This is a genomic window from Clostridium sp. CM038 (genome assembly GCF_055081105.1).
On record NZ_CM143651.1, the window covers coordinates 4,005,022 to 4,029,013 of the forward strand.

Sequence of the window (23,992 nt, forward strand, 5' to 3'; positions counted from 1 at the left end):
CTTTAATAAATATGATTATCATTTATTTACTAAAGCGTTTCCTCCCTTCGGTTTATATAATTATTCCTCACAAACAAGAACTTTTATCTTAGTAGATATTTCTGGATATATTTTAATTTCTACTTCATAAGTTCCTAATAATTTTATTGTATCTGTTACTATTTTCTTTTTATCAATATCTAAATTGCATTGTTTATTTAACGCTATTGCTATATCTTTAGTTGTAATCGCGCCAAAAAGTTTTCCATTCTCTCCAGCTTTACCAATTATTTTTATAACTTTATCTTTAAGTTCATTAGCTGATTTCTGTGCATCCTCAATTTCAGATGTTTTCTTTTTTCTTTCAATATCATTTTTTTTATTTAATATGTGCATATTTGAGTCTGTAGCCTCTTTAGCTAATTGCCTAGGAAATAAAAAATTCCTCGCATATCCATCTGCAGCGTTTATCACGTCGCCCTTTTTACCTGTGCCTTTAATATCCTTTAATAATATAACCTTCATTATTTTTCGCCCTCCTTTAAATATTCATCTATAGCTTCATTTAATTTCACCACTACTTCTTCAAGTTTCAGTGAAGTAAATTTCGTACCAGCCATAGTCATATGTCCGCCTCCCCCTAATGTCTCGAGTATTAACTGTACATTTATTTTCCCAAGAGACCTTCCACTAATAAATACTTCATCTCCTGTTTTTACAATAACAAACGACGCTTCGATACCAGTAATATTTAGAAGTTCATCCGCAACTTGGGCAGCTAATACAGTATCCTCTATTAGTTCTGGACAAACGGCTACAGCAATTTCATTTTTAACTTTCGCCGATCTTATAATATCAGCTCTTTTCAAATAAATACTCAAATCATCAGAAAACATTTTTTTAACATCCATAGTATCTGCACCATGCCGCCTTAAAAAAGCTGCTGCTTCAAATGTCCTAACTCCCGTTTTAAAAGAGAAATTTTTTGTATCCACACATATTCCTGCCAAAAGACTTACCGCTTCTATATGTTTCAGTTTAGGCTTGTCAACCATATATTGAATCATCTCAGTAACTAATTCAGCAGTAGATGATGCGTAAGTTTCCATATAACTCAGGACGGCCCCGTGTATAAAATCTTGTGACTTTCTATGATGGTCAATTATAACTACTTTTTCTACCTCTTTAACTATTTCTAAATTTTGAACATGACTTTCATTGTGCACATCCACTAATATAATTAGGCTATTTGAATTTTTAACACTTTTAAATTTTTCACTTGTTATAAAAGTATTTTTGTATTCTTCATCTGCAAGTATTATATCCATCATGCTTTTTATACCGCTATTTATTCCTTCGAGAATAATATAGCATTCTTTGTTTGATTTTTTAATAATACTATATAGACCTATAGCCGAGCCTAGACAATCAGGATCAGCATTTTTGTGTCCCATAAGGAAAATTGTGTTACTCTCATTTACTAAATCCATTAATGCATGAGCTATAACTCTTGCGCGAACCTTAGTCCTTTTCTCAACTTCCTTTGTTTTCCCCCCAAAGAAAGATAATTTTTCACCTTTTTTCACAACTGCTTGATCACCACCCCTGCCTAAGGCAAGTTCCTTAGCTGATGTAGCAAATTCATAGTTTTTAAGTGGTGTATCTTCTCCCCTACCAACGCCCACACTTAAAGTAACTGCGAGTTTATTACCATTACTTATTTCGCGAACACTATCTAGTATATCAAATTTCTTTTCTATTTCTTTTTCAATATACTTGTCTTGGACTATAATAACATATTTATTCGATGTATACTTTTTTACTACCGCATTTACACTCTGTCCATAGCTGTTTATTGTTCTCTCAATCTCTGCTACAAGTAAAGGCGCCTTATCTTCTTCTGTAGTTTTAACAACATCATCAAGGTTATCAACTTCCACTAGCATAACGCTTTCCCTATTACCGTTAATGCCTTTTATTACACTGGTTTTTTCCGTTATATCATAAAAATATAAAAGCATAATCTTATCTTTAACATTTTTATTCTCGTTTGTATCAACAATATTTGTGTAGATTTCATACCATTTATCTTTTATTTTAATATTTGGAAATATATTCTTTTTACCCTCTAAAACTTGCTTTAGATTTAGTTCCTTAATTATATCTCTAATATTTTTATTTAAAAGATCTTCCCCTTCAAGCATTGTAGTTACACTTTGATTATACCATAATATATTTCCCATATACCCTATTATTATTAGTGGAAAAGGAAGTTTTACTAAGGTGCTTGTGGTTGCTATATCCAGTTTAGATGAAAAATTTTCAATGAATTTTTTCCACTCATTTTTTTTAACCTTAGAGTTGTAGATATTATACACTACTAGTATCGCGTATAGTCCCAGTGTTAAAATTCCCACTTCAAGGTGTCCGTAATAAAATATTATACATATGAGTAGGGCCATGGTCACCATATATATTTTATTATTAACACTAAAATAATTGTATTTATTCTCCATAATCAGCCCCCAATTATTTTCTTTTAATTCTATATGGATCGAGCTTTCTAAAATCAAAAGCCATCTCCATGAGTCCTATTGAAAAGTAAATACTACCTAGACGCGAAAATGATGTTAACACTAAAATTAGTGCTACTACTGGTTTAGATAAATTTTTTTTAACTCTTAGAAAATATGTAGCTGCCGCAAGTCCATTTATCATAAATACAATTTGCACAAGTAATTGGGAGGAATTTAGTATAAAATCCCCACCTGCTATTTTTTTTGATGAAAGTATTATGCCTATACATACTATACCTATTAATACAGCTCCTAGTATGTTAGTAACGTAAACTTTGCTGAAAGGTAATACTTTATCCATTTTGTAGTTTAGCTTCTCTAATATGGATCTAGACACTATGTAATTCAAATAAGCTGATATAAATGAAGTTATTAAAATAATTGCAGGTATTACTACCAAAACTATCGTAACATCCATTTTGTTTATCATTTCATAATTTTTCTCTAAAAGCTGCAACTGTTCTGGGGTGATTCCCGCTTGTGAATAAAAGGTTTTTGCTCCATCAAAGGAAACTTTCATTGTTTGCTTAAAAAATTCTAAGTTTTTGGAAATAAAATTCATAAAACTTACTTTTTCTATAAATATCATAGAAAAAGCTATGGTTAGTATATTAGATATTACAGAACTAATACCTAAAAATAATAACGTTATAGATGACTTTTTATTTTTCTTAACACAATAACCAAGCGCAATTCCAACAATGCTATAAGTTATAGCTGAATATATCGCCATTATTGGATTATACACTAAGGATGTTAGAATTATACTCAAAAATATAGCAGTGATTGTTATTTTTCTATTATGCCTTATATAGAGTATTGCAACCGGAATTGGCAATATTAAAGCACCTATAAATGACATAATCGGCAAATATCCTGTTATAATCATTGTTACTGAAATTATAACAGCTATAAGTGAAGCCTCTACAATTGCCTTTGTACTATACTTTTTATTCTCCATTTTTTCCTCCATTACTTATCGTTCCTTTATATGCGAATATAGTTTGCTTAGATCTTTTCCATCTTTTTCTATATTATCTCCTTCAACTATTCCCACCTTTAGTTTCTTTTTCATACTCTCATCCACGGCTACATTCGAATATCCGAGCCTTTCGCCTAATATATATAAAAGTATTATTGCCCCCGAAATGCAATCTAGTATGGCGTCTTGAGCAACATTGCTTCCTTTACTTAGCAACTTGAAGAAATCACCTATTATACATAATAGCTCAGCCTTCAAACTTTCAACTATCTTAACATTAGACATTATATTAAAATCTTGTTTCTTCATAGTATATCATCTCCCCTTGTAGGCTTATGCTTATAACTCCATTTTAGTTAGTTTTCTAAATTTATGCAACTAAAGTTTATTTCTATATAGACAATTTGCAGTTTAATATCTAATATTTTCTATGTTTACATTTTATGGGTTACAACTACAAGTATACTACAAATCGTACTGCATAATATATACTTTTATATTTATATTTTGATTATTGAGTATAATATTTATTTTTATTTGTAAAAAAATAAAAGCAGCTACCTTAAGGCGCTGCTTTCAGTCATTTACTATTCAGTAGTAAATGGTAATAATGCTATGTTTCTTGCTCTTTTTATAGATACAGTAAGCATCCTTTGATGTTTTGCACAGTTTCCAGAAATTCTTCTTGGAAGAATCTTTCCTCTTTCTGTAACATATTTTCTCAATTTATTTATATCTTTATAGTCGATTGCAGTTGCTTTATCCATACAGAAAGCACAAACTTTTCTTTTCATTCTCTTTCTGTTTCCGCCAGCACCGCCGCCGCTTCTTTTATGTTCGTTCATAGCCATTGTTGTTTTTCCTCCTTACCTAATATTAGAATGGAATATCTCCATCATCAATTGGTGTTATATCACTATCACTGCTAAAACCATGAGATCCAGCATTTGATTCGCTATTATTTCCACCTTGATTAGTATTCGTACCTGATGTTTTATTTCCTCCCCATTCAAGGAAGTCAACTTCATCAGCAATTACTTCAGTAACATATCTCCTAGTACCATCTTTAGCCTCATAATTTCTAGTTTGAATGTTTCCAGATACGCTTAAAAGCTTGCCTTTACTCATGTAATTAGCAGTAGCTTCCGCTTGCTTTCCAAATACCACTACTGGTATAAAGTCTGCTTCTGGTTGACCTTCTCTTTTAAATCTTCTATTGACGGCTACAGTGAAAGTGGCTACAGCTGTTCCTGTCCCTTGAGCAAACTTTAACTCAGGGTCTTTTGTTAATCTACCAACTAAAACAACTTTATTCATAAATGCACCACCTATTTTTCTGGATTTATTATGATATGTCTTATAACACTGTCAGTAATTCTGAATACTCTATCTAATTCTTTCGGTAATTCAGGTTTTGCATTGAAATTGATTAATGTATAGTGACCTTCACCAACTTTTTGTATTTCATAAGCTAGTTTTCTTTTGCCCCACGCATCAACATTTTCAATTTCTCCACCATTATTTTCTATTACACCTTTAAATTTTTCAACGTTAGCTTTAACAGCTTCTTCGTCTAATGAAGGATGTAATATGAATATAGTTTCATATTTTCTCATTAATTTCACCTCCTCCCCTCGGACTAACGGCCATGCATTGCACGGCAGGGATTACAATAATAGATTATATCATTTAATTATGCATTAATCAAGTAATTATTTTTTTATAGGTGCTTTTTCTTTATTTAGTACATTTTCTTTTATAATTTTCTTTACACCCGAATCAAATTTTATTCTTGGAAGCATTACTATCCGATCGCAACCTAAACATTTTATTTTTATATCCGCACCTAACCTAATGATTTCCCAATTCTTGCTGCCACAAGGGTGAGTTTTTTTCATTTCAACAATATCTCCTAAATTGAACACCTTCATTAAACATCCCACCTTTAATTTATTTTTACTATATTGTCATAACTTTTACACTTTCTTTATCTCGTACAAAAATTTCTTTTACCTTTATCTTTTCTAACTTAATTAGCTCCATTATACTTCGAATATTCTCATCCTCTATTTTTAAACTAATCCCACAACTTTTAGTTATATATGTAGGCGTAGGAACAACTACTACCTTAACCTGTTGTCGCAGTGCTTCTCTTTCCGCTTTCATGGCTTCATGTGTATTTTGAAATGTTACTATATAATATTTATTCAATGTTTTTCACCCTACTTCCATGCCATAATATTAATCACTTCATATACATTTACATAACTTTAGATTATAATATTGTATAATATATTAATTTAAAATTTTGTATTTATAATGCAACATTGTATATTATTTCATAATGAGAATTTAAAATTCTAATTTCTAAAATATTCTTATAAAAAGTGTATTTTATTATTTATCTAATTTTATTATAAACTATTTATAGTCTTAATTGTATGAAAACAAAATTTAACTTGTTATACATAATATTAATAGCCTCTATATTTTTTATAGAATATACTAATAAATTATTGTGTAATATTGGAGGAAATCATGAAAATATATTTAGATAATGCAGCCACTACCTTTCCTAAACCACCCGCAGTGTATAATTCAATGATGAATTATATGATGAATATAGGTTCAAACCCAGGAAGGGGTGTATCTACAACTTCACTTGCCGGAAATAGAGTTATTTTAAATTGTAGGTATGCTTTAATGGATTTTTTTCACTTTGATAAAGTTGAGAATGTGATTTTTACATCAAATATTACCACTTCTTTAAATATACTTATAAAATCTACATGCCAAAAAGGCTGGCATGTAATAACTTCTTCAATGGATCATAACGCTACTTTAAGACCATTAAACTCCCTTTGCGAAAAAGGCGTTATAGAATTAGGCATTGTCCCTTGCTCAAAAGAAGGCTTAATTAATGTAGACGATTTTGTAAATACACTTAAACCTAATACAAAATTGGTGGTTCTCTCACATGCTTCTAACATTATTGGAAGTATTCAGCCTTTAGAATCTATTGGTAGGATATGTAAAGAAAAGGGCATTTATTTTGTTATAGATACTGCGCCAACTGCAGGAATATTACCAATAGATTTCTATAAATTAAATTGTAATGCCCTAGCTTTTACAGGCCATAAAAGTTTACTAGGACCTCAAGGTACCGGTGGATTTTTAATTGATGATAATTTAAATGAAAGATGCTCTGCATTTATAGAGGGTGGGACTGGTAGTCTTTCATCTAGTATTGTTCAACCAGATTTTTTGCCTGATAAATTTGAAAGCGGGACTCTAAATGCTCCAGGTATAGCTGGCCTTTTAGAAGGTATTAATTTTATTAATGACCAGGGTTTAGACTCTATTCGCGAAAGCGAAGAATATTTGTGCAAAAATTTTATAGAGGGGCTTCTAAATATATCCTCTGTTAATGTCTATGGTCTCACCGATAGTTCTAAAAGAACCGCTACTATCTCTGTTAATTCAACAAAAATTGACAATTCCGAGTTAGGGTTTATTCTAGATAGTGAATATGGAATTACAACAAGAACTGGACTTCACTGTGCGCCACTAGCTCATAAAAACATTGGAACATATCCATCTGGTACTTTAAGATTTGGCATTGGCCCTTTTAATGATATTAAAGACATCAATTATACCCTTAACGCCCTCAATACTATTATTAGAAAGGTGTGATTTTATTTACATGGAAAATATTCTAAAAAAAATTGATAAACTAGCTATATTTTTTGTTTTGTATACCTTTGTTTTTGTAATCTTTTTTGGAACTATTGGGTTCACCCTTCCCTTTGTATTTGCTTTTATTTTAGCTTCACTACTTAAGATACCAACAAAATTTTTGATGAAAAAATTCAAACTTCAAAACACTATAGCTTCATTATTTACTACCACCATATTTTTCACTGTAATTGTTGTATTATTATCTTTAATCATCACTACTTTAACTTCAGAATCGATACTACTCGGAAAAAACATCCAATCATATATAACTTTAAACAAAGACATTGTAATTAATATTTTTAGTAACTTACAAAATTATTATAAAACTTTAGATCCAAATGTGGTTAGTAATATTGAGTCAAATATTACTAATTATATAAGCAAGACTATAAATATTAGCATGAATGCATCCACAAAAATTTTTTCTCAAACCCTAGATTTTGTATCTACTATACCTTATATTTTAATGGTTTTATTATTTACTTTACTTACTACTTATTTCTTCACAAAAGATTTGTCATCTTCAAGCAAAAAAAAGTTTGATTTAATTCCCCGCAAAAATGAAGATAGATTACATTCCATATTTGATGAATCAAAAAAGATGCTTAAGAATTATTTACTTTCTTACTTACTGATAATCACTATAACATTTTTAGAAACATTAATTGTTTTTATAGTTTTCAAAGTTAAGTATGCTGTAACTCTGAGTGTATTATGTGGATTATTTGATTTACTCCCTATTTTCGGTATAGGAGCTATATACCTTCCCGTAATAATAATATTTTTTATATCTACTAATTATGTAGCTGCTTTAGGCCTCTTGATATCTTATATAATTATCACTATAGTAAGACAAATTATAGAACCCAAGATTGTGTCTTCATCACTAGGCATTCACCCCGTAGCAGTTCTCGCTTCTATATTTATAGGATTAAGAGCAAATGGTATTGTTGGGATGCTATTCTGTATGTTTTTTTTAGTTTTTTATAATATATTGAAAAAAGTTGAAGTTTTATAGAATAGAAAACCTCCTAAATGGATAATATCCCAATAGGAGGTTTTTTTATGGTAGATAAAGTTATTTTAGATTCTATGTCCAGAGATTGCACTTTTAAATTAAGAGATATTATAAGTCAATATATTTTTCCCATAGCAAAATGCTCACGCCCTATTGTTATTTTATGTATTGGCACCGACAGATCTACTGGTGATAGCTTAGGACCCCTGGTTGGAAACAAGCTTAAATTTTTAGTTAGAAATAGACTTCATGTTTACGGTAGTCTTGAATGTCCAGTCCATGCAAAAAATTTATGTGAAACAATTAATGAAATTAACTATTCCTATACTAATCCTTACATTATTGCAATAGATGCTTGCCTCGGAAGTTTGCAAAATGTAGGAAAAATCATTATTGAGGAAAAACCATTAAGTCCTGGTGCTGCTATGAATAAAGATTTACCTAAGGTGGGTGATTTAAGCATAACGGGCATTGTAAATATATCTGGAGCCTTTGAATTTATGGTTCTTCAAAATACAAGATTATATACAGTAATGATGCTTGCCGATACTATATCCACTGGTTTATACCATTCAATACTCAAAATCGCAGGCGAAAAAAAATTAAATTCCATTTATGATGATTTCAACATTAAGGACGTTGAAGGTTGATTTTTATGCAAAAAAAGTATATATTGCGCATAATACATTGAAGCGAGCTTTAGAACTTCTTAGTTATTTTTAATTAAGATGGGTTAGGAAAAACATACGTTTGAGCTACAGCGAGCTTATGATTTTCACCAGATTAATGAAAAATAAAATTAGTAGTTCTTAACGAAGTAAATGCATAATCGCAATATATACTTTTTTATTTTTTTAAATTTATAGCTTGCTCTAAAACTTTACTTTCTTCCTGAGATAGCTCATACCTAGATATTCCTTTATCTATTGGTTTAGCATAAGTAGTACTCTCATTTCTACCATAGATACTTGTTAATATAGCACCATTACCATTCCCATCAATCAATGTTATAGAGAAACTTAAATCACTTCCCATATCATCAAATGCTTTATATCTTATCATTGAAGTTTTTTGCACACAAGTTTTCAGTTCCCCATTTATCTGTTCATACCTTTGTTTTATAACTTCATTTTCATCTTTAACTTCGTCGATTTTGTCTAAATAAGATATAACCACTTCTTCTAAATTTTTATTATTTACACCTCGCATTAATTTTCTGTATCTTCTCTCTAGTTTATTTAAAAATGCATAGGTTATTATAATTATTACTATTAGCATAAATACAATAATCATAAGAGCTATTATTATATAAATCTGTTCATTCTTTATAAAATTAATGATACTTTTCATTCTGAATTACATCCTCTCTATTAGTTTCACGTGAAACATTATATATTAAAAACCTCTAAAATTCTTTCAAAATCTTCTTCTGAATAATACTCAATTTCTATTTTACCCTTGTTCTTATTCTTAGAATTTATAAGAACTTTAGTACCAAAACGATTTTCTAATCTATTCATTATATCTTTATAATATATATCATTTTCATTTTTTACTACTTTTTGTGGCTTTTCATTTCCAAAGTTTTTTACTAATCTTTCTGTTTCTCTCACGTTGAGATTATCATCTATAACCATTTGAGCGATTTGATACTGAAGCTGTCTATCACTTATACCGAGTATTGCCCTTCCATGTCCCTCGGAAATTACTCCATCTATTATGTAATCTTGAACTCTTTCATCTAAGTTTAATAATCTCATGCAATTTGTTATAGCTGTTCTTGATTTCGAAACCTTTTTACTTATTTCTTCCTGCGTAAGATTAAACTCCGTTAATAGTTTTTTGTAAGCTATAGCTTCCTCAATTGGGTTTAAATCTTCTCTTTGAATGTTTTCTATTAATGATATTTCTAGTACTTCTTTGTTGTTTATATTCATAATGATTGCAGGTATTTCTGCGAGGCCAATACTTTTCGCTGCTCTGAATCTTCTTTCACCTGCTACTACTATATATACATCATCTTCTTTATTCAAAATAATAGGTTGAATAACTCCATGTTCTTTTATTGATTGTGCTAATTCAGATATTTTTTCAGGATCAAAGTTTTTCCTTGGCTGATCTTTATTAGCTTTAATCAAATTCATAGATATTTTAAAAACATTGGAACTATCTTCTGTACTTTCTTCTTCAGGTATTAAAGCTCCCAACCCTTTACCTAATCCAAATTTTTTATTCAATATTTAACATCCCCTTTGTCTATTTAAAAATTCATTTGCTAATTTTTCGTACGCTTCTGCTCCCTTGCACTTATCATCATACAACATAATTGGTAATCCAAAACTTGGAGATTCAGCCAGACGAACATTTCTAGGTATTGTTGTTTTATACACTTTATCATTGAAATATTTTTTCACTTCTGATACAACCTCATTACAAAGTTTTGTTCTATTATCATACATACTAAGAATTATACCCTCAATTTCTAATTCTTTATTTAAAGATTTTTTAACTAATTGGATTGTATTTACTAATTGCCCCACACCCTCTAAAGCATAAAATTCACATTGAATAGGTGTAAGCACGCTACTTGCGGCTGTAAGCGCATTTATGGTTAAAATACCCAAAGAAGGTGGACAATCTATAAAAACATAGTCAAATTCACCCTCAATTTCTTTAAGCTTTTCTTTTAGCTTATTTTCACGATTATCTATACTAATCAATTCTACTTCTGCCCCTGCAAGTTCCATTGTAGAAGGTACTAAATACAAATTATTAACTAACTCGCATTCTTTTATAGTATCCCTAATTGAAATATCCGATGTTAATAAATCATATATTGATAAATTTATTTGCTTTTTATCAAATCCTAATCCACTTGTAGTGTTTCCTTGAGGATCAATATCTATTGTTAATATTTTTTTCCCTTGCATAGCTAAATAAGAACATAGATTTATATTTGTAGTAGTTTTGCCTACTCCTCCCTTTTGATTAAAGATACATATGGTTTTCATGGCTACACTTACCCTTCATAATATTATTTGTGTTTCTATAGTTTATAAATTGTATAAACCCCAATAACTTACAATTTATATAGGTTACAGGTAATATAAACTATACTTTATAATTCATAACTTATACTTTAATTTTTCTATATAGTTCATTATATATTTATGTTAAATATTTTAATAGTACTTTTTTGAATTTTCCAAAAAAACATTAAAAAAACAGAATGTTTCACGTGAAACATTCTGTTTTTAATGTCTATTTTTTAGGTATTCTTATTGTCACTTCTATACTATCTTCTAATTCTTTAGACTTGTATTCTGCATTTATTCCATACTTATCAAAAACTTGTTTTATAGTATTTATATATACTCTAGGCGCGAAAATTCCTTTGATTCTTTTCTTACCACTAACAATCACTCCATCTCTGCATAACTTCAATAGTTCTTTTTCAATAAGTTCTTCTGTATTTTTAACATTAAGCGATTTATCAACAATTATTTTAAGTACTTTCTTTTGAATGTTTATATCAGTTAATCTTAACAAAGCTCTAGCATGTCTTTCAGTAAGCTTATTTTCTACTAAGATACTTGTTATTTGATTATCCAATTTTAGTAATCTTAATTTGTTTGCAATAGTTGATTGTTTTTTCCCTATCATTTGTGCTAACTGTTCTTGTGTGTAAGAATGATCTTGAATAAGATTATGATAAGCTATAGCTTCTTCTAAAAAATTTAGATCTTCTCTTTGCAAATTTTCTAATAACGCAATTGCTGCGGAATCTTTATCTGTAATATCTATAATAATTACTGGGACTTGTTCAAGCCCTATTTTTTTTGCTGCTCTTAGTCTTCTTTCTCCCGCTACTAGTTCATACCCGTTTTCCCCAATTTTTCTAACTGTTAGCGGTTGGATTATTCCATAAGCCTTTATTGACTGTGATAGTTCTTCAATAGTTTCTTCATTAAAATGCTTTCTAGGCTGATAAACATTTGGAGAAATTAATTCTATAGATACGTGATTTACATTATTTTTCATAATATACCATCCCTCAATTTTTCCTTTTTTTTACCTTTTATTAACAATTCTCCGTTTTTATCTTATTTCCTTCTTCTTTTTTATTCTTTCGTACGACAAATTATAACATTACTTATCCACTGTTTGGTGCAATCATCACTTGTGGTGCTGTCGTTAAATCATCTCCTGCGGAGCTGCATATTAACGACTTCAGAAGTAGATTTATACTCCCACTGAAGTTTTCTATTTGTTAGGGCAAGTAACTCCTACTTATAGTAGGTACTCCCACTTATAGAAATAAGAGACCTTCCTTCTGAAATGTCGTTAAAATAACGGCTCTTTAGTAACCATCCCTGCTTTTCTAGGATATTTCCTATGTGTTTGCGATATTTTACTTATTATTACCAGGTTATGATTTAAATCACTATCTTCAATTTGTACCTTTTCTATATGTTCGATTCGTCCACCCAGCATCCTAATTGCATTTTTAGATTGCTTAATTTCCTCTTCAACTGCAGGCCCCTTCATTGCAACAAAATATCCTCCAACCTTTACATAAGGTATACAATATTCACTCAAGACTGTTAAATTAGCAACTGCCCTTGATACTGCAACATCAAACTTTTCTCTATATTGTATTTCTTGTGCAAAATCTTCTGCTCTACCGTGAATAGCTTTAATACTTTCTAGTTGAAGAGAATTAATTACTTCATTTAAAAATTTAACTCTCTTATTCAGTGAATCTAATAAAACTATATTTACTTCAGGCTTTATTATTTTCATAGGAATACCTGGAAACCCTCCTCCAGTACCTATATCTATAACATTCTTTGCATTCTTTAACTGATCAAACTTAAAAACCTTCATAGAATCAATAAAGTGCTTCTTTACTATTTCTTCATCTTCTTTTATAGCAGTCAAATTTACTTTTTCATTCCATTCCTTTATAAGGTCTTTATATTTCATAAATTGCTCGTATTTTTTTTCGCTAAATTCAAGTCCTTCATTACTGCTAGCCTTATTTAATATATCAAAGTATTTCATATTTCAACTCCATGTTTTTTTATTGTTGGTTAATGTTAAGTCTTTTCTGTTGCTCAAGATATATCATTAGAACAGACATATCCGCAGGCGAAACACCTGATATTCTAGAAGCTTGACCTATACTCTCTGGTTTTATTTTACCTAGTTTTTGCATAGCTTCTATCCTTAGTCCCTTTATATTGTCATAATTTATATCTTTTGATATGATTTTGTTTTCAAACTTTTTAAATTGCTTAATTTGATCTAATTGTTTCTGGATATACCCTTCATATTTTGAAACAATATTAACTTGCTGCTGTATATATTTATTTAATTTAGGTCTATCTGCATCCAGTCTTTCAACTATATAGTAATCAAGTTCAGGTCTTTTTATAAGTTCGTATAAACTAATAGGCTTTTTCAGTGGAGTAGAATTACAAGAAATTAAAAATTCCTCAATTTCTTTTTTATTTGTGATCTGCAAATGTTTTATTCTCTCAATTTCCTCTTCAATTTGCATCTTCTTTTTCTTAAATATTTCATATCTATCTTCTTTAACAAGGCCTACTCCATACCCTATTTCAGTTAACCTTAAATCAGCGTTGTCTTGCCTTAACAACAATCTATACTCTGCTCTTGAGGTCATCATCCTATATGGTTCATTAGTGCCTTTAGTAACTAAATCGTCAATTAAAACCCCTATATATCCATCAGATCTTTTTAATATTAATGGATCCTTATTTTGAATAGTAAGTGCAGCATTGATCCCTGCAATAATCCCCTGCGAAGCAGCTTCTTCATATCCTGAGCTACCATTTATTTGCCCCGCTGAGAATAAACCTTGAATATTTTTAAATTCTAGTGAAAGTTTTAACTCGGTTGAATCTATACAGTCATATTCTATGGCATAAGCCGTTCTCATAATTTCTACATTTTCAAGTCCAGGTACTGTTTTTAGCATTTCCACCTGAATTTCCTCAGGAAGTGAGCTAGACATACCTTGAACATACATTTCCTGCGTATTCTCACCTTCAGGTTCTATGAATATTTGGTGCCTTTCTTTATCTGTAAATCTCATTACTTTATCTTCGATAGACGGGCAATATCTAGGCCCAGTACTCTTAATTGATCCATTATATAGCGGTGATCTATGAATGTTTTTTCTAATTACATTATGAGTATTTTCATTTGTATAAGTTAAATAGCAACATAGCTGATTTCTACTAATATCTTCGCTAATAAATGAAAATGGAACTACCTCTTCATCACCAACTTGCTCATCCATTTTAGAAAAGTCTACTGACCGTTTGTTTATTCTAGCTGGAGTTCCTGTTTTAAATCTTCTTAAAGTTATACCCATATCATCTAAAGATTTAGAAAGTTCATTAGCTGGAAGTAATCCACTAGGTCCTTCATTATAAGAACAATCTCCGATAATAACCTTTGATTTTAAATAAGTTCCAGAAGCTATAATAACAGCCTTAGTAGTAAAATATGCGCCATTTTTCGTGCATACACCCTTTATTTTCCCTTTTGGTGCATCTATAGATACTACTTCTAATTGTTTTAATTGCAAATTTTCTTGATTTTCTATTACATGTTTCATCCTTTGTCCATATGCTTTTTTATCCGCTTGAGCTCTTAACGAGAATACAGCTGGTCCTTTTGATTTGTTTAGCATTCTTGATTGTATATATGTATTATCAATATTTATTCCCATTTCACCACCAAGAGCATCTATTTCCCTTACTAAATGCCCTTTAGCCGTTCCACCGATATTGGGGTTACATGGCATCAAAGCCACACTATCTAAATTTATAGCACAAATTAAAGTCTTGCACCCTATTCTTGCAGCTGCAAGTGCTGCTTCGCAACCTGCATGACCAGCTCCAATAACTATAACATCATAATTTCCTGCATCATATTTCATATTTATCCCTACTTTCCTAAACAAAATTCTGAGAATATCTTATGTATAATATCTTCTTCTAAAATCTCTCCTGTAATCTCACCTAAACTTATCCATGCATTTCGTATATCAATTGATGCTAAATCTATAGCTAATGTATATTCTAGTGCATTTAATGAAGATTCTAAGTTTTCCTTTGCTCTTATTAAAGATTCCTTATGTCTATTATTTGTAACAAATATTCCTTCAGTTTTAATCTCACCCTTAAAGAATAAATCTTTTATATATTCTTTAACATGATTTAATCCTTCACCTGTTTTTACTGAAACATTAGTTATGTACTTTGATTTTAGACTTTGTAATTCTTCTATCTCTATTTTACCACCTAAATCGCTTTTGTTTAATAGTACAATGTATTTTTTGTTTTTAATATATTTAATAATTTCTCTATCTTCATGAGTTAATTTCTTACTTGAATCTAATATTAAGATAACTAAATCCGCCTCATCAATTTTCTCCTTTGATTTTTCTACTCCAATTTTCTCAACTATATCTTCAGTTTCGCGAATTCCTGCAGTATCTACTATCTTAACTGGTATACCTTCAATGTTTATATACTCTTCTATTGCATCCCTTGTAGTACCGGGTACATCTGTAACAATAGCTCTTTTTTCTTTAACAAGGGCATTAAGAAGTGATGATTTCCCTACATTTGGCTTCCCAACTATAACAGTGCTTAGGCCTTCTCTTAGAATTTTGCCTTCATCAGCCGTACTTAAAAGTGTATCTATCTCACTAATTATATCAATAACATCTTCATTAACTTTTTCTGCAGTTACTTCTTCAATATCCTCTTCAGGGTAATCAACTGTAACCTCTATACTTGCAATTACACTAAGTAATTTATTTCTTATATTTTTTATTTCCCTGGAAATTGAACCTTCTGATTGCATAAGAGCTGACTTCATACTTAGATCTGTCTTTGCTCTTATTATATCTATAACTGCCTCTGCCTGGCTTAAGTCAATTCTACCATTCAGAAATGCTCTTTTAGTAAATTCACCGGGTTCTGCCATTCTTGCTCCAGCAAGAATAACCTCTTGTAAAATTCTATTAGTTCCAACTACTCCACCATGACAATTTATCTCAATAGTGTCTTCTGCAGTAAAGCTTTTAGGGCCTTTCATATAGGAAATAATAACTTCATCAAGTCTACTACCATTTTTATCAATAATATGTCCATATCTCATAGTATAAGATTTTAAATCATGAAGTTTTCTATTATTTTTGCCTATAAATATACTATTGACTATATCTATCGACATATCACCAGATACTCTAATTATAGATATACCACCTTCTCCTATACTAGTTGCTATTGCAGCTATAGTATCAAATTCTTTCATTAAATATGACCTCCTAATTTTATAATTAATATTAAACTTAGTTTCATAAATTTAAAAAAAAAGCCCTTAGGCTTTCTTCAAATCAACTACAACTCTTCTATAGGGCTCTTCACCTTCACTATAAGTATAAATATATGAATCATTTTGAAGTGTAGAGTGTATTATTCTTCTCTCATAAGGATTCATAGGCTCAAGTTTTAATATTCTACCACTAATCCTTACCTTATAGGCAATTTTTGATGCAAGTCTTTTTAAAGTTTCTTCTCTTTTTGCTCTATAATTTTCAGTATCTAATGTTACTCTTTTATACTCTTCATCATGATTTTTGTTTACAACTAAACTTATAAGATATTGAAGTGAATCTAAAGTCTCGCCTCTATATCCTATTAATAGTCCCATATTAGGTCCGATTAATTCAATCTTTATTTCATTGTTTTCATATTTAAGGTTTACTTCAGCTTTCATACTCATAGACTGCAATACTTCCATTAAAAAAGTTTTAGCTTCATTTAAACTATCTCTTTTAACTGTAACTCTTATTTTAGCAGGTTTTACCCCTATGATATTTAAAAACCCTTTGCTACCTTCATCAAGTGTTTCCACTTTTACTTTATCTCTTGTAACTTTTAACTGCATCAATGCATTATTAATTGCATCTTCTACATTTTTACCCATAATTTCTATATTATTCATACCACACTTCACCCGCCTTTCTAAATATCAAAATTAGGCACTTGTGTTAAATCATCATCTTCGATGCTGTAACATTAACGACTTCAGAAGGAAATTTAGACTCCCACCTATAAAATTGGGAGGCTATCATTTTAAAAGTCGTTAACTTTCTTTTTTTGGAAGTTCCATTTTATTTATAACTAAAGTTTGAACAACTTGTAATAAGTTATTTATTACCCAATATAATACTAATGCACCTTTAAATTTAAGACTCATAAATCCCATAAAAATAGCCATTGCTGTATTCATTGTTGAAGTCTGTTTAGATTTAGCAGCGTCTCCTGGTGGTTGCATAAGTTTTGATGAAAAGTATGTTGTAACGGTAGACAATATTGGTAATATATATAGAGGGTCAGGTTTTGTTAAATCATTCATCCATAAGAACCCAGCACCCTGCATATCTAAGTTGTTAAACACATAAAACAAAGCAAATAAAATAGGCATTTGAACAAGCATTGGTAAACATCCACCCATTGGATTTACTCCATTTTCTTTATATAGCTTCATTACTTCTTGCTGAGATTTTTGTGGATCTTTTTTATATTTTTCTTGAACTTTCTTCATTTCTGGCTGAATTGCACCCATTTTAGCAGTTGATTTAGTTTGTTTAATACTTAATGGCAATAATATTACTCTTATTATAACTGTAAATATAATTATTGTTAATCCAAATGATATATCATTATTTGGTATAAGCGTATTCACTCCATTATGTATCAAGAAAAAGAACTTTGAAAGTGGATCACTTAAAAACTGTAATTTCAAATACAAAACCTCCCAAGTGGTTATTTAACTGGATCAAAGCCGCCCTTATTATAAGGATGACATCTAAGTATTCTCTTTATTCCCATAATAGATCCTTTTATTGCTCCGTGTTTTTCAATAGCTTCTAAAGTATACTGAGAACATGTAGGGTAAAATATACAACAAGGCCTCTTAAACGGTGATATATATTTTCTATAACATTTAATTCCCAGTATAAGTATTTTTTTCATTATTAATTAAACCAGCTTTCTTAAGTAGTTTAGTCAAAGCACTCTCTATTTCTTTATAATTTTTAGAGTTAGAAGGGTTCCTTGCAATAAACACTAAATCATATCCTGTTTTTAATCCTACATTATTAAGCCTATAGTTTTCGCTTATTAATCTTTTAACTCTACCGCGAATTACACTGTTTCCTACCTTTTTACTAACGGATATTCCACATCTATTAATATCTTTACCATTTCTATAAATATATAATACTAATAATTGGTTAGAAAAAGATTTTCCTCTTCTATATACTGTTCTAAATTCAGTATTCTTTCTAATTCTATATTTCTTAACATTAATATTAATATTAGCCGCCCTCTTTTCCGCAAATTGCAGAAAAAGGCCACATTAGCGGCCTTTATGCTGTCAATTTTTTTCTACCTTTTTGTCTTCTTTTTTGAAGAATGTTTCTGCCAGAAGCGGTTTTCATTCTCTTTCTAAATCCGTGTTCTTTTTTTCTTTGTCTTTTCTTAGGTTGGTAAGTCATGAACATATCTACTACACCTCCTTCTTTAAACCATACATTATAGCAATCATCTTACAATCGCATTTTTACAGTTTTACTATTAGATTATATAGTCACATCATCTTAATGTCAAGATAAGCATTTTTATTACTATTGTTAATATTTTTTATATTTATATGTTTTTTTGTGGATAACTTCTTGAACACCTTGTTATTTTTTGATATTATATAAGAAAGAACTGTGAATAACCTGTTTATTGATAAAGTTATTCACAACTTGTGGACAAAACTGTTAATAACTACTACAATATTGTATTAAACTTCTTTTGATTATCTATTTTTAGCTATATAAGCAGATTTATTTCTTAATTTAATATGTTAATAGTTTTTTTTGTATTGTTAACAATTTAAGTCCTGTTAAAAATATAAGCATAGTTATTAACATGTGTATATTTTTAATGCTATTTATCAACAACCTACAATGTATTAATTTATTGCTTATAACTTTGTTTATAATGTTGTTTATATATTGTTTGTTTTTACATAAAATTTTTTTATTTGAACTGGAGGGTAGGAAATGAGCACCCAAATTAAAGATATCTGGGAAAAAACTTTAAGTATAATAAAAGGTGAACTTACAGAGGTGAGTTTTAATACTTGGATTAAAAGTATAGAACCTATGGCCTTAGATAATAATACTTTTAAATTAGGTGTTCCTAATAATTTTACCAAAGACATTCTTGAAAATAGATATAAGGATTTAATAATGAATGCTGTTAAATTGATTACTTCTAAAACATATAAAATAGAATTCTTTATATTATCTGAGGACGTAGCCGAAATTGAAACACCTAAAGCGAAACGAGAAGCTAATAGGAATAATATAATATTTAATGATGAAATGTCTGCAACACTAAACCCAAAATATACCTTTGATTCTTATGTAATTGGCAATAGTAATCGATTTGCTCACGCTGCATCACTTGCTGTAGCTGAATCCCCTGCGAAAGCTTATAATCCACTATTTATTTATGGAGGGGTTGGTCTTGGAAAAACGCATTTAATGCATGCTATTGGTCATTATATATTAGCAAACAACCCAAAGTCTAAGGTTGTTTACGTTTCTTCTGAAAAGTTTACAAACGAACTTATCAATTCTATTAAAGACGACAAAAACGTAGAATTTAGAAACAAGTACAGAAATGTGGACGTACTTCTAATTGATGATATTCAATTTATTGCAGGTAAAGAACGTACGCAAGAAGAGTTCTTCCATACATTTAATGATCTTCATGAAGCAAATAAGCAAATTATTTTATCTAGTGATAGACCACCTAAAGAAATACCTACTCTAGAGGATAGATTGAGGTCTAGATTTGAATGGGGTCTTATAGCTGATATACAACCACCGGATTTTGAAACTAGAATAGCTATTTTGAAGAAAAAAGCAGATATAGAGAATTTAAATATTCCAAACGAAGTATTGGTGTATATTGCTACTAAAATAAAATCTAACATAAGAGAGCTAGAAGGCGCTCTTATTCGAATTGTAGCTTTTTCTTCACTAACTAATAAAGAAATTGGTATAGATTTGGCATCAGAAGCACTTAAAGATATTATTTCTAGTAGAAATTCAAAACAAGTAACTATTGAGCTAATACAAGATATAGTTTCTAGCTATTTCAATTTAAAAATTGAGGATTTTAAATCTTCGAGGCGAACTAGGAACATAACATTTCCTAGACAAATCGCAATGTATTTGTGCAGAAAGCTTACTGATATGTCTCTCCCTAAAATAGGTGAAGAATTTGGAGGTAGGGATCATACAACTGTAATCCACGCATGTGAGAAAATATCTAATGGTCTTAAAGAAGATGAAAATTTACAAGATAACATAGCAGAACTAACTAAAAAAATAAGTCAAAAATAGTATAATCCCGATATTAACAGGTGTTGATACTATATATATATAATCCTGTGTATAAAATAATACATAAAACGTAGCTGTTGATATTGTGGATAACTGTGATTTTTTTTTGCATACTTATCCACAATCATTTCTACCTAGCATTGTTGCAGCTTATAGTCTAAGATAGGTTCTTAACATATCAACAGCCCCTACTACTATTACTACTAATAATTTATTATTATCTTACCTATCTTTAATAAATTTCCCATGTGGATAAGGAGGTCTTTATTATATGAAATTTATATGTGAAAAAAGTATATTACAAGAAGCAATTTCAAACGTTCAAAAAGCTATTACAGGAAAATCAACTTTACCCGTATTACAAGGTATATTAATAACTGCTAAGAACGGAGAAGTAACTCTTATAGGATCTGATGTTGATTTAAGCATTGAGGCCAAAATTAATGCAGAGGTTATGGAAGATGGAAGTGTAGTTTTAGATTCTAAGCTTTTTGGTGAAATCATAAGAAAATTACCCAATAGTGCAATAGAGATAGCAACAGATGAAAATAACTCTATTAAAATCGTTTGCCAAAAATCATATGCAACTATAATACATATGAATAGTGATGATTATCCCAATTTACCAAATATAATAGAGAACATGATCTTTTCAATTTCTCAGAAAGTATTAAAAAACATGATGAAAGGTACTATTTTTGCAGTTGCGCAAGATGAGACTAGACCAATTCTTACAGGAGTCTTATTTGAAATAAAAGATAAAAACCTTAATCTTGTAGCTTTAGATGGTTATAGGGTTGCATTTAGAAGTGAACCAGTAGATAACGATTTTAATATAAATGCTGTAATTCCAGGTAAGACATTAAGTGAAGTATCAAAAATACTAGAAGAAACAGATGAGAACGTTAATATAACATTCACACCAAATCATATTTTATTTAATATTGGAAAAACGAAGGTTATATCAAGGTTACTCGAAGGTGAATTCATAAAATATAGCTCAATAATACCTGAGGAATATAATCTAAAAATTACAGCTAAAAGACATGAATTATTAAGCTGTATAGAACGGGCTTCTCTTATGGCAAAAGAGGGAAATACCAATTTAGTTAAATTCAACATAGAAGAAGATAACATGATAATCACTTCTAATTCTCAATTGGGAAAGGCCAGAGAAGAAATAAATATAATTTTGCAAGGTGAGTCTCTTCAAATTGCATTTAACTCAAAATACCTAATAGAACTTCTAAAAATAATGGAAGAAGAAGAGATAATTATGGAGTTTTCTAGTGGAGTTAATCCTTGTGTTGTAAAAAACAAAGAAAAAAATAATTGTACGTATATGGTATTGCCGGTAAGAATAAGAGCTAATAATTAATTTAAAATATATTTTTAATAATATTTGGAAAAGAAGGTTTTGAAATGAATGAAATAAAAATAGAAACAGATATAATAAAATTAGATTCTTTTCTAAAATGGGCTGGGATAGCTTGTTTAGGTTCAGAAGCAAAATTTTATATCAAAAATGAGGATATTAAAGTCAATGGAGAAATAGAAACTCAAAGAGGTAAGAAATTATCTAAAGGCGATATAATTGAGTTTAACAGCGAAACTTATAAAATAATTTAAATTATATGAATGCACCGGAAAATTTTAAAATAATCTCCGGTGCACAATTTATGTCTATAATAATAAAATTTATAAGAAGTTATTTATATATATAAAATAATAAACTTATATATATATGTTATAATCATAATAGGTGATTGTATGCATATAAAATATTTACAACTTGAAAATTTCAGGAATTATAATAAATTATTTATAGAATTAAATAAAGGTACTAACGTATTTGTAGGGGATAATGCACAAGGAAAAACAAATATTTTGGAAGCTATTTATTATTGTAGTTTAGCTAAGTCTCACAGAACCAATAGGGATAAGGAATTGATAAATTGGAACGGCACAGAAGCATATATAAAGCTTTATGTGTGTAAAACTAGATTAGATAAAAAAATAGAAATAAAGATTTTTAAAGAAGGTAGAAAAGGAGTTAATATAAATTCTATAAAAGTTCAAAAACTCTCCGAGTTAGTAGGAAGTTTCAATGTGATTATGTTTTCACCCGAAGATTTAAATATTGTTAAAGAATCTGCATCATACAGGAGAAAATTCTTAGATATAGAGCTTTGTAAGTTAAGCCGTCGTTACTACTATAGTTTATCGCAATATAAAAAAGTTTTGAATGAGAGAAACTTGACTATAAAAAAATGGAATACAAATAGTGATATTATAGATGTATATGATAAGCAACTTAGTGAATTCGGTGCAATTATAATAAAAGATAGAATAACTTATATAGAGAAATTAAACAAAATATCAAAAACAATACATAGCAATATAACATCCAAAAGTGAAGTAATAGATATTAAATATCTAACGCCTATTAAGGAGTTAGATAATATACGAGAAAATTTTTACTTGCTTTTATGTAAAAATAGGAAAAGAGATATAGAAACTAAAACTACATCAATAGGCCCACATAGGGATGATTTTTCCATAGACCTTAATGGTATCAATGCTAGAATATTTGGATCCCAAGGTCAACAGAGAACTTCAGTTTTAACAATTAAGTTTGGAGCTCTAGCGATAATAAAAGAACTAACTGGAGAATACCCAGTATTATTACTTGATGATGTTTTGTCTGAATTAGATACAAAAAGGCAAGAATATATATTAAAATCTATAAAAGAAGTTCAAACATTAATTACATGCAACGGGATTAATGATATAAGAAAATATTTAAACTCAGGAAGTAAGATATTTGAAGTTATGTCAGGCGAAGTAAAAGTAATGACATAGATTCAAATAAAGTAGAATGTATTATCAAGGAGGATATTATATGTTTTTACATTTAGGGGAAAATGTAGTAGTGCCTATAAAAGACATTATAGGTATATTTGACATGGAAACTACTATGTATAGCTCGGACACTATCCAATTTTTAAGAATGGCCGAAGAAGATGGTTTTGTAGAGCGGATAACAAAAAATATTGCTAAATCTTTTGTAATTGCAGAGGTAGATAAAAAAAGTAAAATATATATATCACCAATATCATCTTCAACTTTATGCAAAAGAACAGAAACTGTATATTATGCGCTTTAGAGTAAGTTAGGAGGAT

29 protein-coding genes are annotated in these 23,992 nt (G+C 29.5%); 8 read left to right on the top strand and 21 right to left on the bottom strand.

Annotated elements, in window-relative coordinates:
• Positions 1 to 60 precede the first annotated feature (60 nt).
• The 9 genes from rplI to ACWJKS_RS18585 all read right to left on the bottom strand — a co-directional run bounded on the left by rplI (position 61) and on the right by ACWJKS_RS18585 (position 5,748).
• On the bottom strand, positions 61 to 504 hold the full coding sequence (gene rplI, locus ACWJKS_RS18545) for a 50S ribosomal protein L9 (RefSeq protein WP_216302167.1): 444 nt from the start codon (positions 502 to 504) through the stop codon (positions 61 to 63).
• Entirely contained in the window at positions 504 to 2,495 is a 1,992-nt protein-coding gene (locus ACWJKS_RS18550) for a DHH family phosphoesterase (RefSeq protein ID WP_462960163.1), read from the bottom strand. Before ACWJKS_RS18550 ends, rplI begins: the two co-directional genes overlap by 1 nt.
• Positions 2,496 to 2,508: 13 nt before the next feature.
• Complete coding sequence (locus ACWJKS_RS18555; RefSeq protein ID WP_462960164.1) at positions 2,509 to 3,516, bottom strand: YybS family protein; 1,008 nt, start codon at positions 3,514 to 3,516, stop codon at positions 2,509 to 2,511.
• Between the two features lie 15 nt (positions 3,517 to 3,531).
• Complete coding sequence (locus ACWJKS_RS18560; protein ID WP_216302170.1) at positions 3,532 to 3,846, bottom strand: MazG-like family protein; 315 nt, start codon at positions 3,844 to 3,846, stop codon at positions 3,532 to 3,534.
• A gap of 278 nt (positions 3,847 to 4,124) precedes the next feature.
• Positions 4,125 to 4,388, bottom strand: a complete 264-nt coding sequence (gene rpsR / locus ACWJKS_RS18565; RefSeq protein ID WP_165411833.1) for a 30S ribosomal protein S18 — start codon at positions 4,386 to 4,388, stop codon at positions 4,125 to 4,127.
• A 25-nt stretch (positions 4,389 to 4,413) separates the two neighbouring features.
• Positions 4,414 to 4,854, bottom strand: coding sequence for a single-stranded DNA-binding protein (locus ACWJKS_RS18570; protein WP_165411834.1), 441 nt, complete (start codon positions 4,852 to 4,854; stop codon positions 4,414 to 4,416).
• A gap of 11 nt (positions 4,855 to 4,865) precedes the next feature.
• Positions 4,866 to 5,153, bottom strand: a complete 288-nt coding sequence (gene rpsF / locus ACWJKS_RS18575) for a 30S ribosomal protein S6 (RefSeq protein WP_165411835.1) — start codon at positions 5,151 to 5,153, stop codon at positions 4,866 to 4,868.
• Between the two features lie 96 nt (positions 5,154 to 5,249).
• The gene (locus ACWJKS_RS18580) at positions 5,250 to 5,468 is read right to left on the bottom strand and encodes a DUF951 domain-containing protein (protein WP_462958865.1); all 219 of its coding nucleotides are present in this window, start codon (positions 5,466 to 5,468) and stop codon (positions 5,250 to 5,252) included.
• 28 nt (positions 5,469 to 5,496) lie between these two features.
• The gene (locus ACWJKS_RS18585) at positions 5,497 to 5,748 is read right to left on the bottom strand and encodes a DUF3343 domain-containing protein (RefSeq protein ID WP_462960165.1); all 252 of its coding nucleotides are present in this window, start codon (positions 5,746 to 5,748) and stop codon (positions 5,497 to 5,499) included.
• Between the two features lie 327 nt (positions 5,749 to 6,075).
• Here ACWJKS_RS18585 and ACWJKS_RS18590 point away from each other — a divergent pair, with 327 nt between their 5' ends.
• The 3 genes from ACWJKS_RS18590 to yyaC are packed head-to-tail and all read left to right on the top strand — an operon-like array spanning position 6,076 to position 8,943.
• Positions 6,076 to 7,230, top strand: a complete 1,155-nt coding sequence (locus ACWJKS_RS18590; RefSeq protein ID WP_462960166.1) for an aminotransferase class V-fold PLP-dependent enzyme — start codon at positions 6,076 to 6,078, stop codon at positions 7,228 to 7,230.
• Between the two features lie 10 nt (positions 7,231 to 7,240).
• A complete protein-coding gene (ytvI, locus tag ACWJKS_RS18595; RefSeq protein ID WP_462960167.1) occupies positions 7,241 to 8,293 on the top strand; it encodes a sporulation integral membrane protein YtvI in 1,053 nt (350 codons plus the stop codon).
• A gap of 47 nt (positions 8,294 to 8,340) precedes the next feature.
• Entirely contained in the window at positions 8,341 to 8,943 is a 603-nt protein-coding gene (gene yyaC, locus ACWJKS_RS18600) for a spore protease YyaC (RefSeq protein WP_462960168.1), read from the top strand.
• A 196-nt stretch (positions 8,944 to 9,139) separates the two neighbouring features.
• On the opposite strand, the gene ACWJKS_RS18605 is transcribed toward yyaC, so the two are convergent.
• From ACWJKS_RS18605 to rpmH, 12 genes are all read right to left on the bottom strand, one after another.
• Positions 9,140 to 9,643 carry a DUF4446 family protein gene (locus ACWJKS_RS18605; protein WP_216302176.1) on the bottom strand — a complete coding sequence of 168 codons (504 nt, stop codon included), beginning with the start codon at positions 9,641 to 9,643 and terminating at the stop codon, positions 9,140 to 9,142.
• Positions 9,644 to 9,681: 38 nt separating this feature from the next.
• Positions 9,682 to 10,530: a ParB/RepB/Spo0J family partition protein gene (locus ACWJKS_RS18610; protein WP_216302177.1), complete on the bottom strand. Its 849-nt coding sequence runs from the start codon at positions 10,528 to 10,530 to the stop codon at positions 9,682 to 9,684.
• 3 nt (positions 10,531 to 10,533) lie between these two features.
• Complete coding sequence (locus tag ACWJKS_RS18615; RefSeq protein ID WP_216302178.1) at positions 10,534 to 11,304, bottom strand: ParA family protein; 771 nt, start codon at positions 11,302 to 11,304, stop codon at positions 10,534 to 10,536.
• A gap of 250 nt (positions 11,305 to 11,554) precedes the next feature.
• Positions 11,555 to 12,334: a nucleoid occlusion protein gene (noc, locus tag ACWJKS_RS18620; RefSeq protein WP_220286214.1), complete on the bottom strand. Its 780-nt coding sequence runs from the start codon at positions 12,332 to 12,334 to the stop codon at positions 11,555 to 11,557.
• Positions 12,335 to 12,637: 303 nt separating this feature from the next.
• Positions 12,638 to 13,357 carry a 16S rRNA (guanine(527)-N(7))-methyltransferase RsmG gene (rsmG, locus tag ACWJKS_RS18625; RefSeq protein ID WP_462958863.1) on the bottom strand — a complete coding sequence of 240 codons (720 nt, stop codon included), beginning with the start codon at positions 13,355 to 13,357 and terminating at the stop codon, positions 12,638 to 12,640.
• 19 nt (positions 13,358 to 13,376) lie between these two features.
• Entirely contained in the window at positions 13,377 to 15,266 is a 1,890-nt protein-coding gene (mnmG, locus tag ACWJKS_RS18630; protein ID WP_462960169.1) for a tRNA uridine-5-carboxymethylaminomethyl(34) synthesis enzyme MnmG, read from the bottom strand.
• 8 nt (positions 15,267 to 15,274) lie between these two features.
• Positions 15,275 to 16,651 (bottom strand): tRNA uridine-5-carboxymethylaminomethyl(34) synthesis GTPase MnmE, encoded by a 1,377-nt coding sequence (gene mnmE, locus ACWJKS_RS18635; RefSeq protein ID WP_216302181.1) that lies wholly within the window; start codon positions 16,649 to 16,651, stop codon positions 15,275 to 15,277.
• A 66-nt stretch (positions 16,652 to 16,717) separates the two neighbouring features.
• Positions 16,718 to 17,344: an RNA-binding cell elongation regulator Jag/EloR gene (gene jag, locus ACWJKS_RS18640; RefSeq protein ID WP_165411847.1), complete on the bottom strand. Its 627-nt coding sequence runs from the start codon at positions 17,342 to 17,344 to the stop codon at positions 16,718 to 16,720.
• 141 nt (positions 17,345 to 17,485) lie between these two features.
• Positions 17,486 to 18,148, bottom strand: coding sequence for a membrane protein insertase YidC (yidC, locus tag ACWJKS_RS18645; protein WP_216302183.1), 663 nt, complete (start codon positions 18,146 to 18,148; stop codon positions 17,486 to 17,488).
• A gap of 20 nt (positions 18,149 to 18,168) precedes the next feature.
• Positions 18,169 to 18,378 carry a membrane protein insertion efficiency factor YidD gene (gene yidD, locus ACWJKS_RS18650; RefSeq protein WP_216302184.1) on the bottom strand — a complete coding sequence of 70 codons (210 nt, stop codon included), beginning with the start codon at positions 18,376 to 18,378 and terminating at the stop codon, positions 18,169 to 18,171.
• Positions 18,350 to 18,715 (bottom strand): ribonuclease P protein component, encoded by a 366-nt coding sequence (gene rnpA / locus ACWJKS_RS18655; RefSeq protein ID WP_165411863.1) that lies wholly within the window; start codon positions 18,713 to 18,715, stop codon positions 18,350 to 18,352. Before rnpA ends, yidD begins: the two co-directional genes overlap by 29 nt.
• Positions 18,716 to 18,773: 58 nt before the next feature.
• Entirely contained in the window at positions 18,774 to 18,908 is a 135-nt protein-coding gene (gene rpmH, locus ACWJKS_RS18660) for a 50S ribosomal protein L34 (RefSeq protein ID WP_165411850.1), read from the bottom strand.
• Positions 18,909 to 19,457: 549 nt separating this feature from the next.
• Here rpmH and dnaA point away from each other — a divergent pair.
• The 5 genes from dnaA to remB all read left to right on the top strand — a co-directional run bounded on the left by dnaA (position 19,458) and on the right by remB (position 23,976).
• Positions 19,458 to 20,810 (top strand): chromosomal replication initiator protein DnaA, encoded by a 1,353-nt coding sequence (gene dnaA, locus ACWJKS_RS18665; protein WP_165411851.1) that lies wholly within the window; start codon positions 19,458 to 19,460, stop codon positions 20,808 to 20,810.
• Between the two features lie 271 nt (positions 20,811 to 21,081).
• The gene (gene dnaN, locus ACWJKS_RS18670; protein WP_216302185.1) at positions 21,082 to 22,188 is read left to right on the top strand and encodes a DNA polymerase III subunit beta; all 1,107 of its coding nucleotides are present in this window, start codon (positions 21,082 to 21,084) and stop codon (positions 22,186 to 22,188) included.
• 44 nt (positions 22,189 to 22,232) lie between these two features.
• Positions 22,233 to 22,439, top strand: a complete 207-nt coding sequence (gene yaaA, locus ACWJKS_RS18675) for a S4 domain-containing protein YaaA (protein ID WP_165411853.1) — start codon at positions 22,233 to 22,235, stop codon at positions 22,437 to 22,439.
• Positions 22,440 to 22,580: 141 nt separating this feature from the next.
• Positions 22,581 to 23,672, top strand: a complete 1,092-nt coding sequence (recF, locus tag ACWJKS_RS18680; RefSeq protein WP_216302186.1) for a DNA replication/repair protein RecF — start codon at positions 22,581 to 22,583, stop codon at positions 23,670 to 23,672.
• Positions 23,673 to 23,712: 40 nt separating this feature from the next.
• On the top strand, positions 23,713 to 23,976 hold the full coding sequence (gene remB, locus ACWJKS_RS18685; protein ID WP_165411855.1) for an extracellular matrix regulator RemB: 264 nt from the start codon (positions 23,713 to 23,715) through the stop codon (positions 23,974 to 23,976).
• Positions 23,977 to 23,992 lie beyond the last annotated feature (16 nt).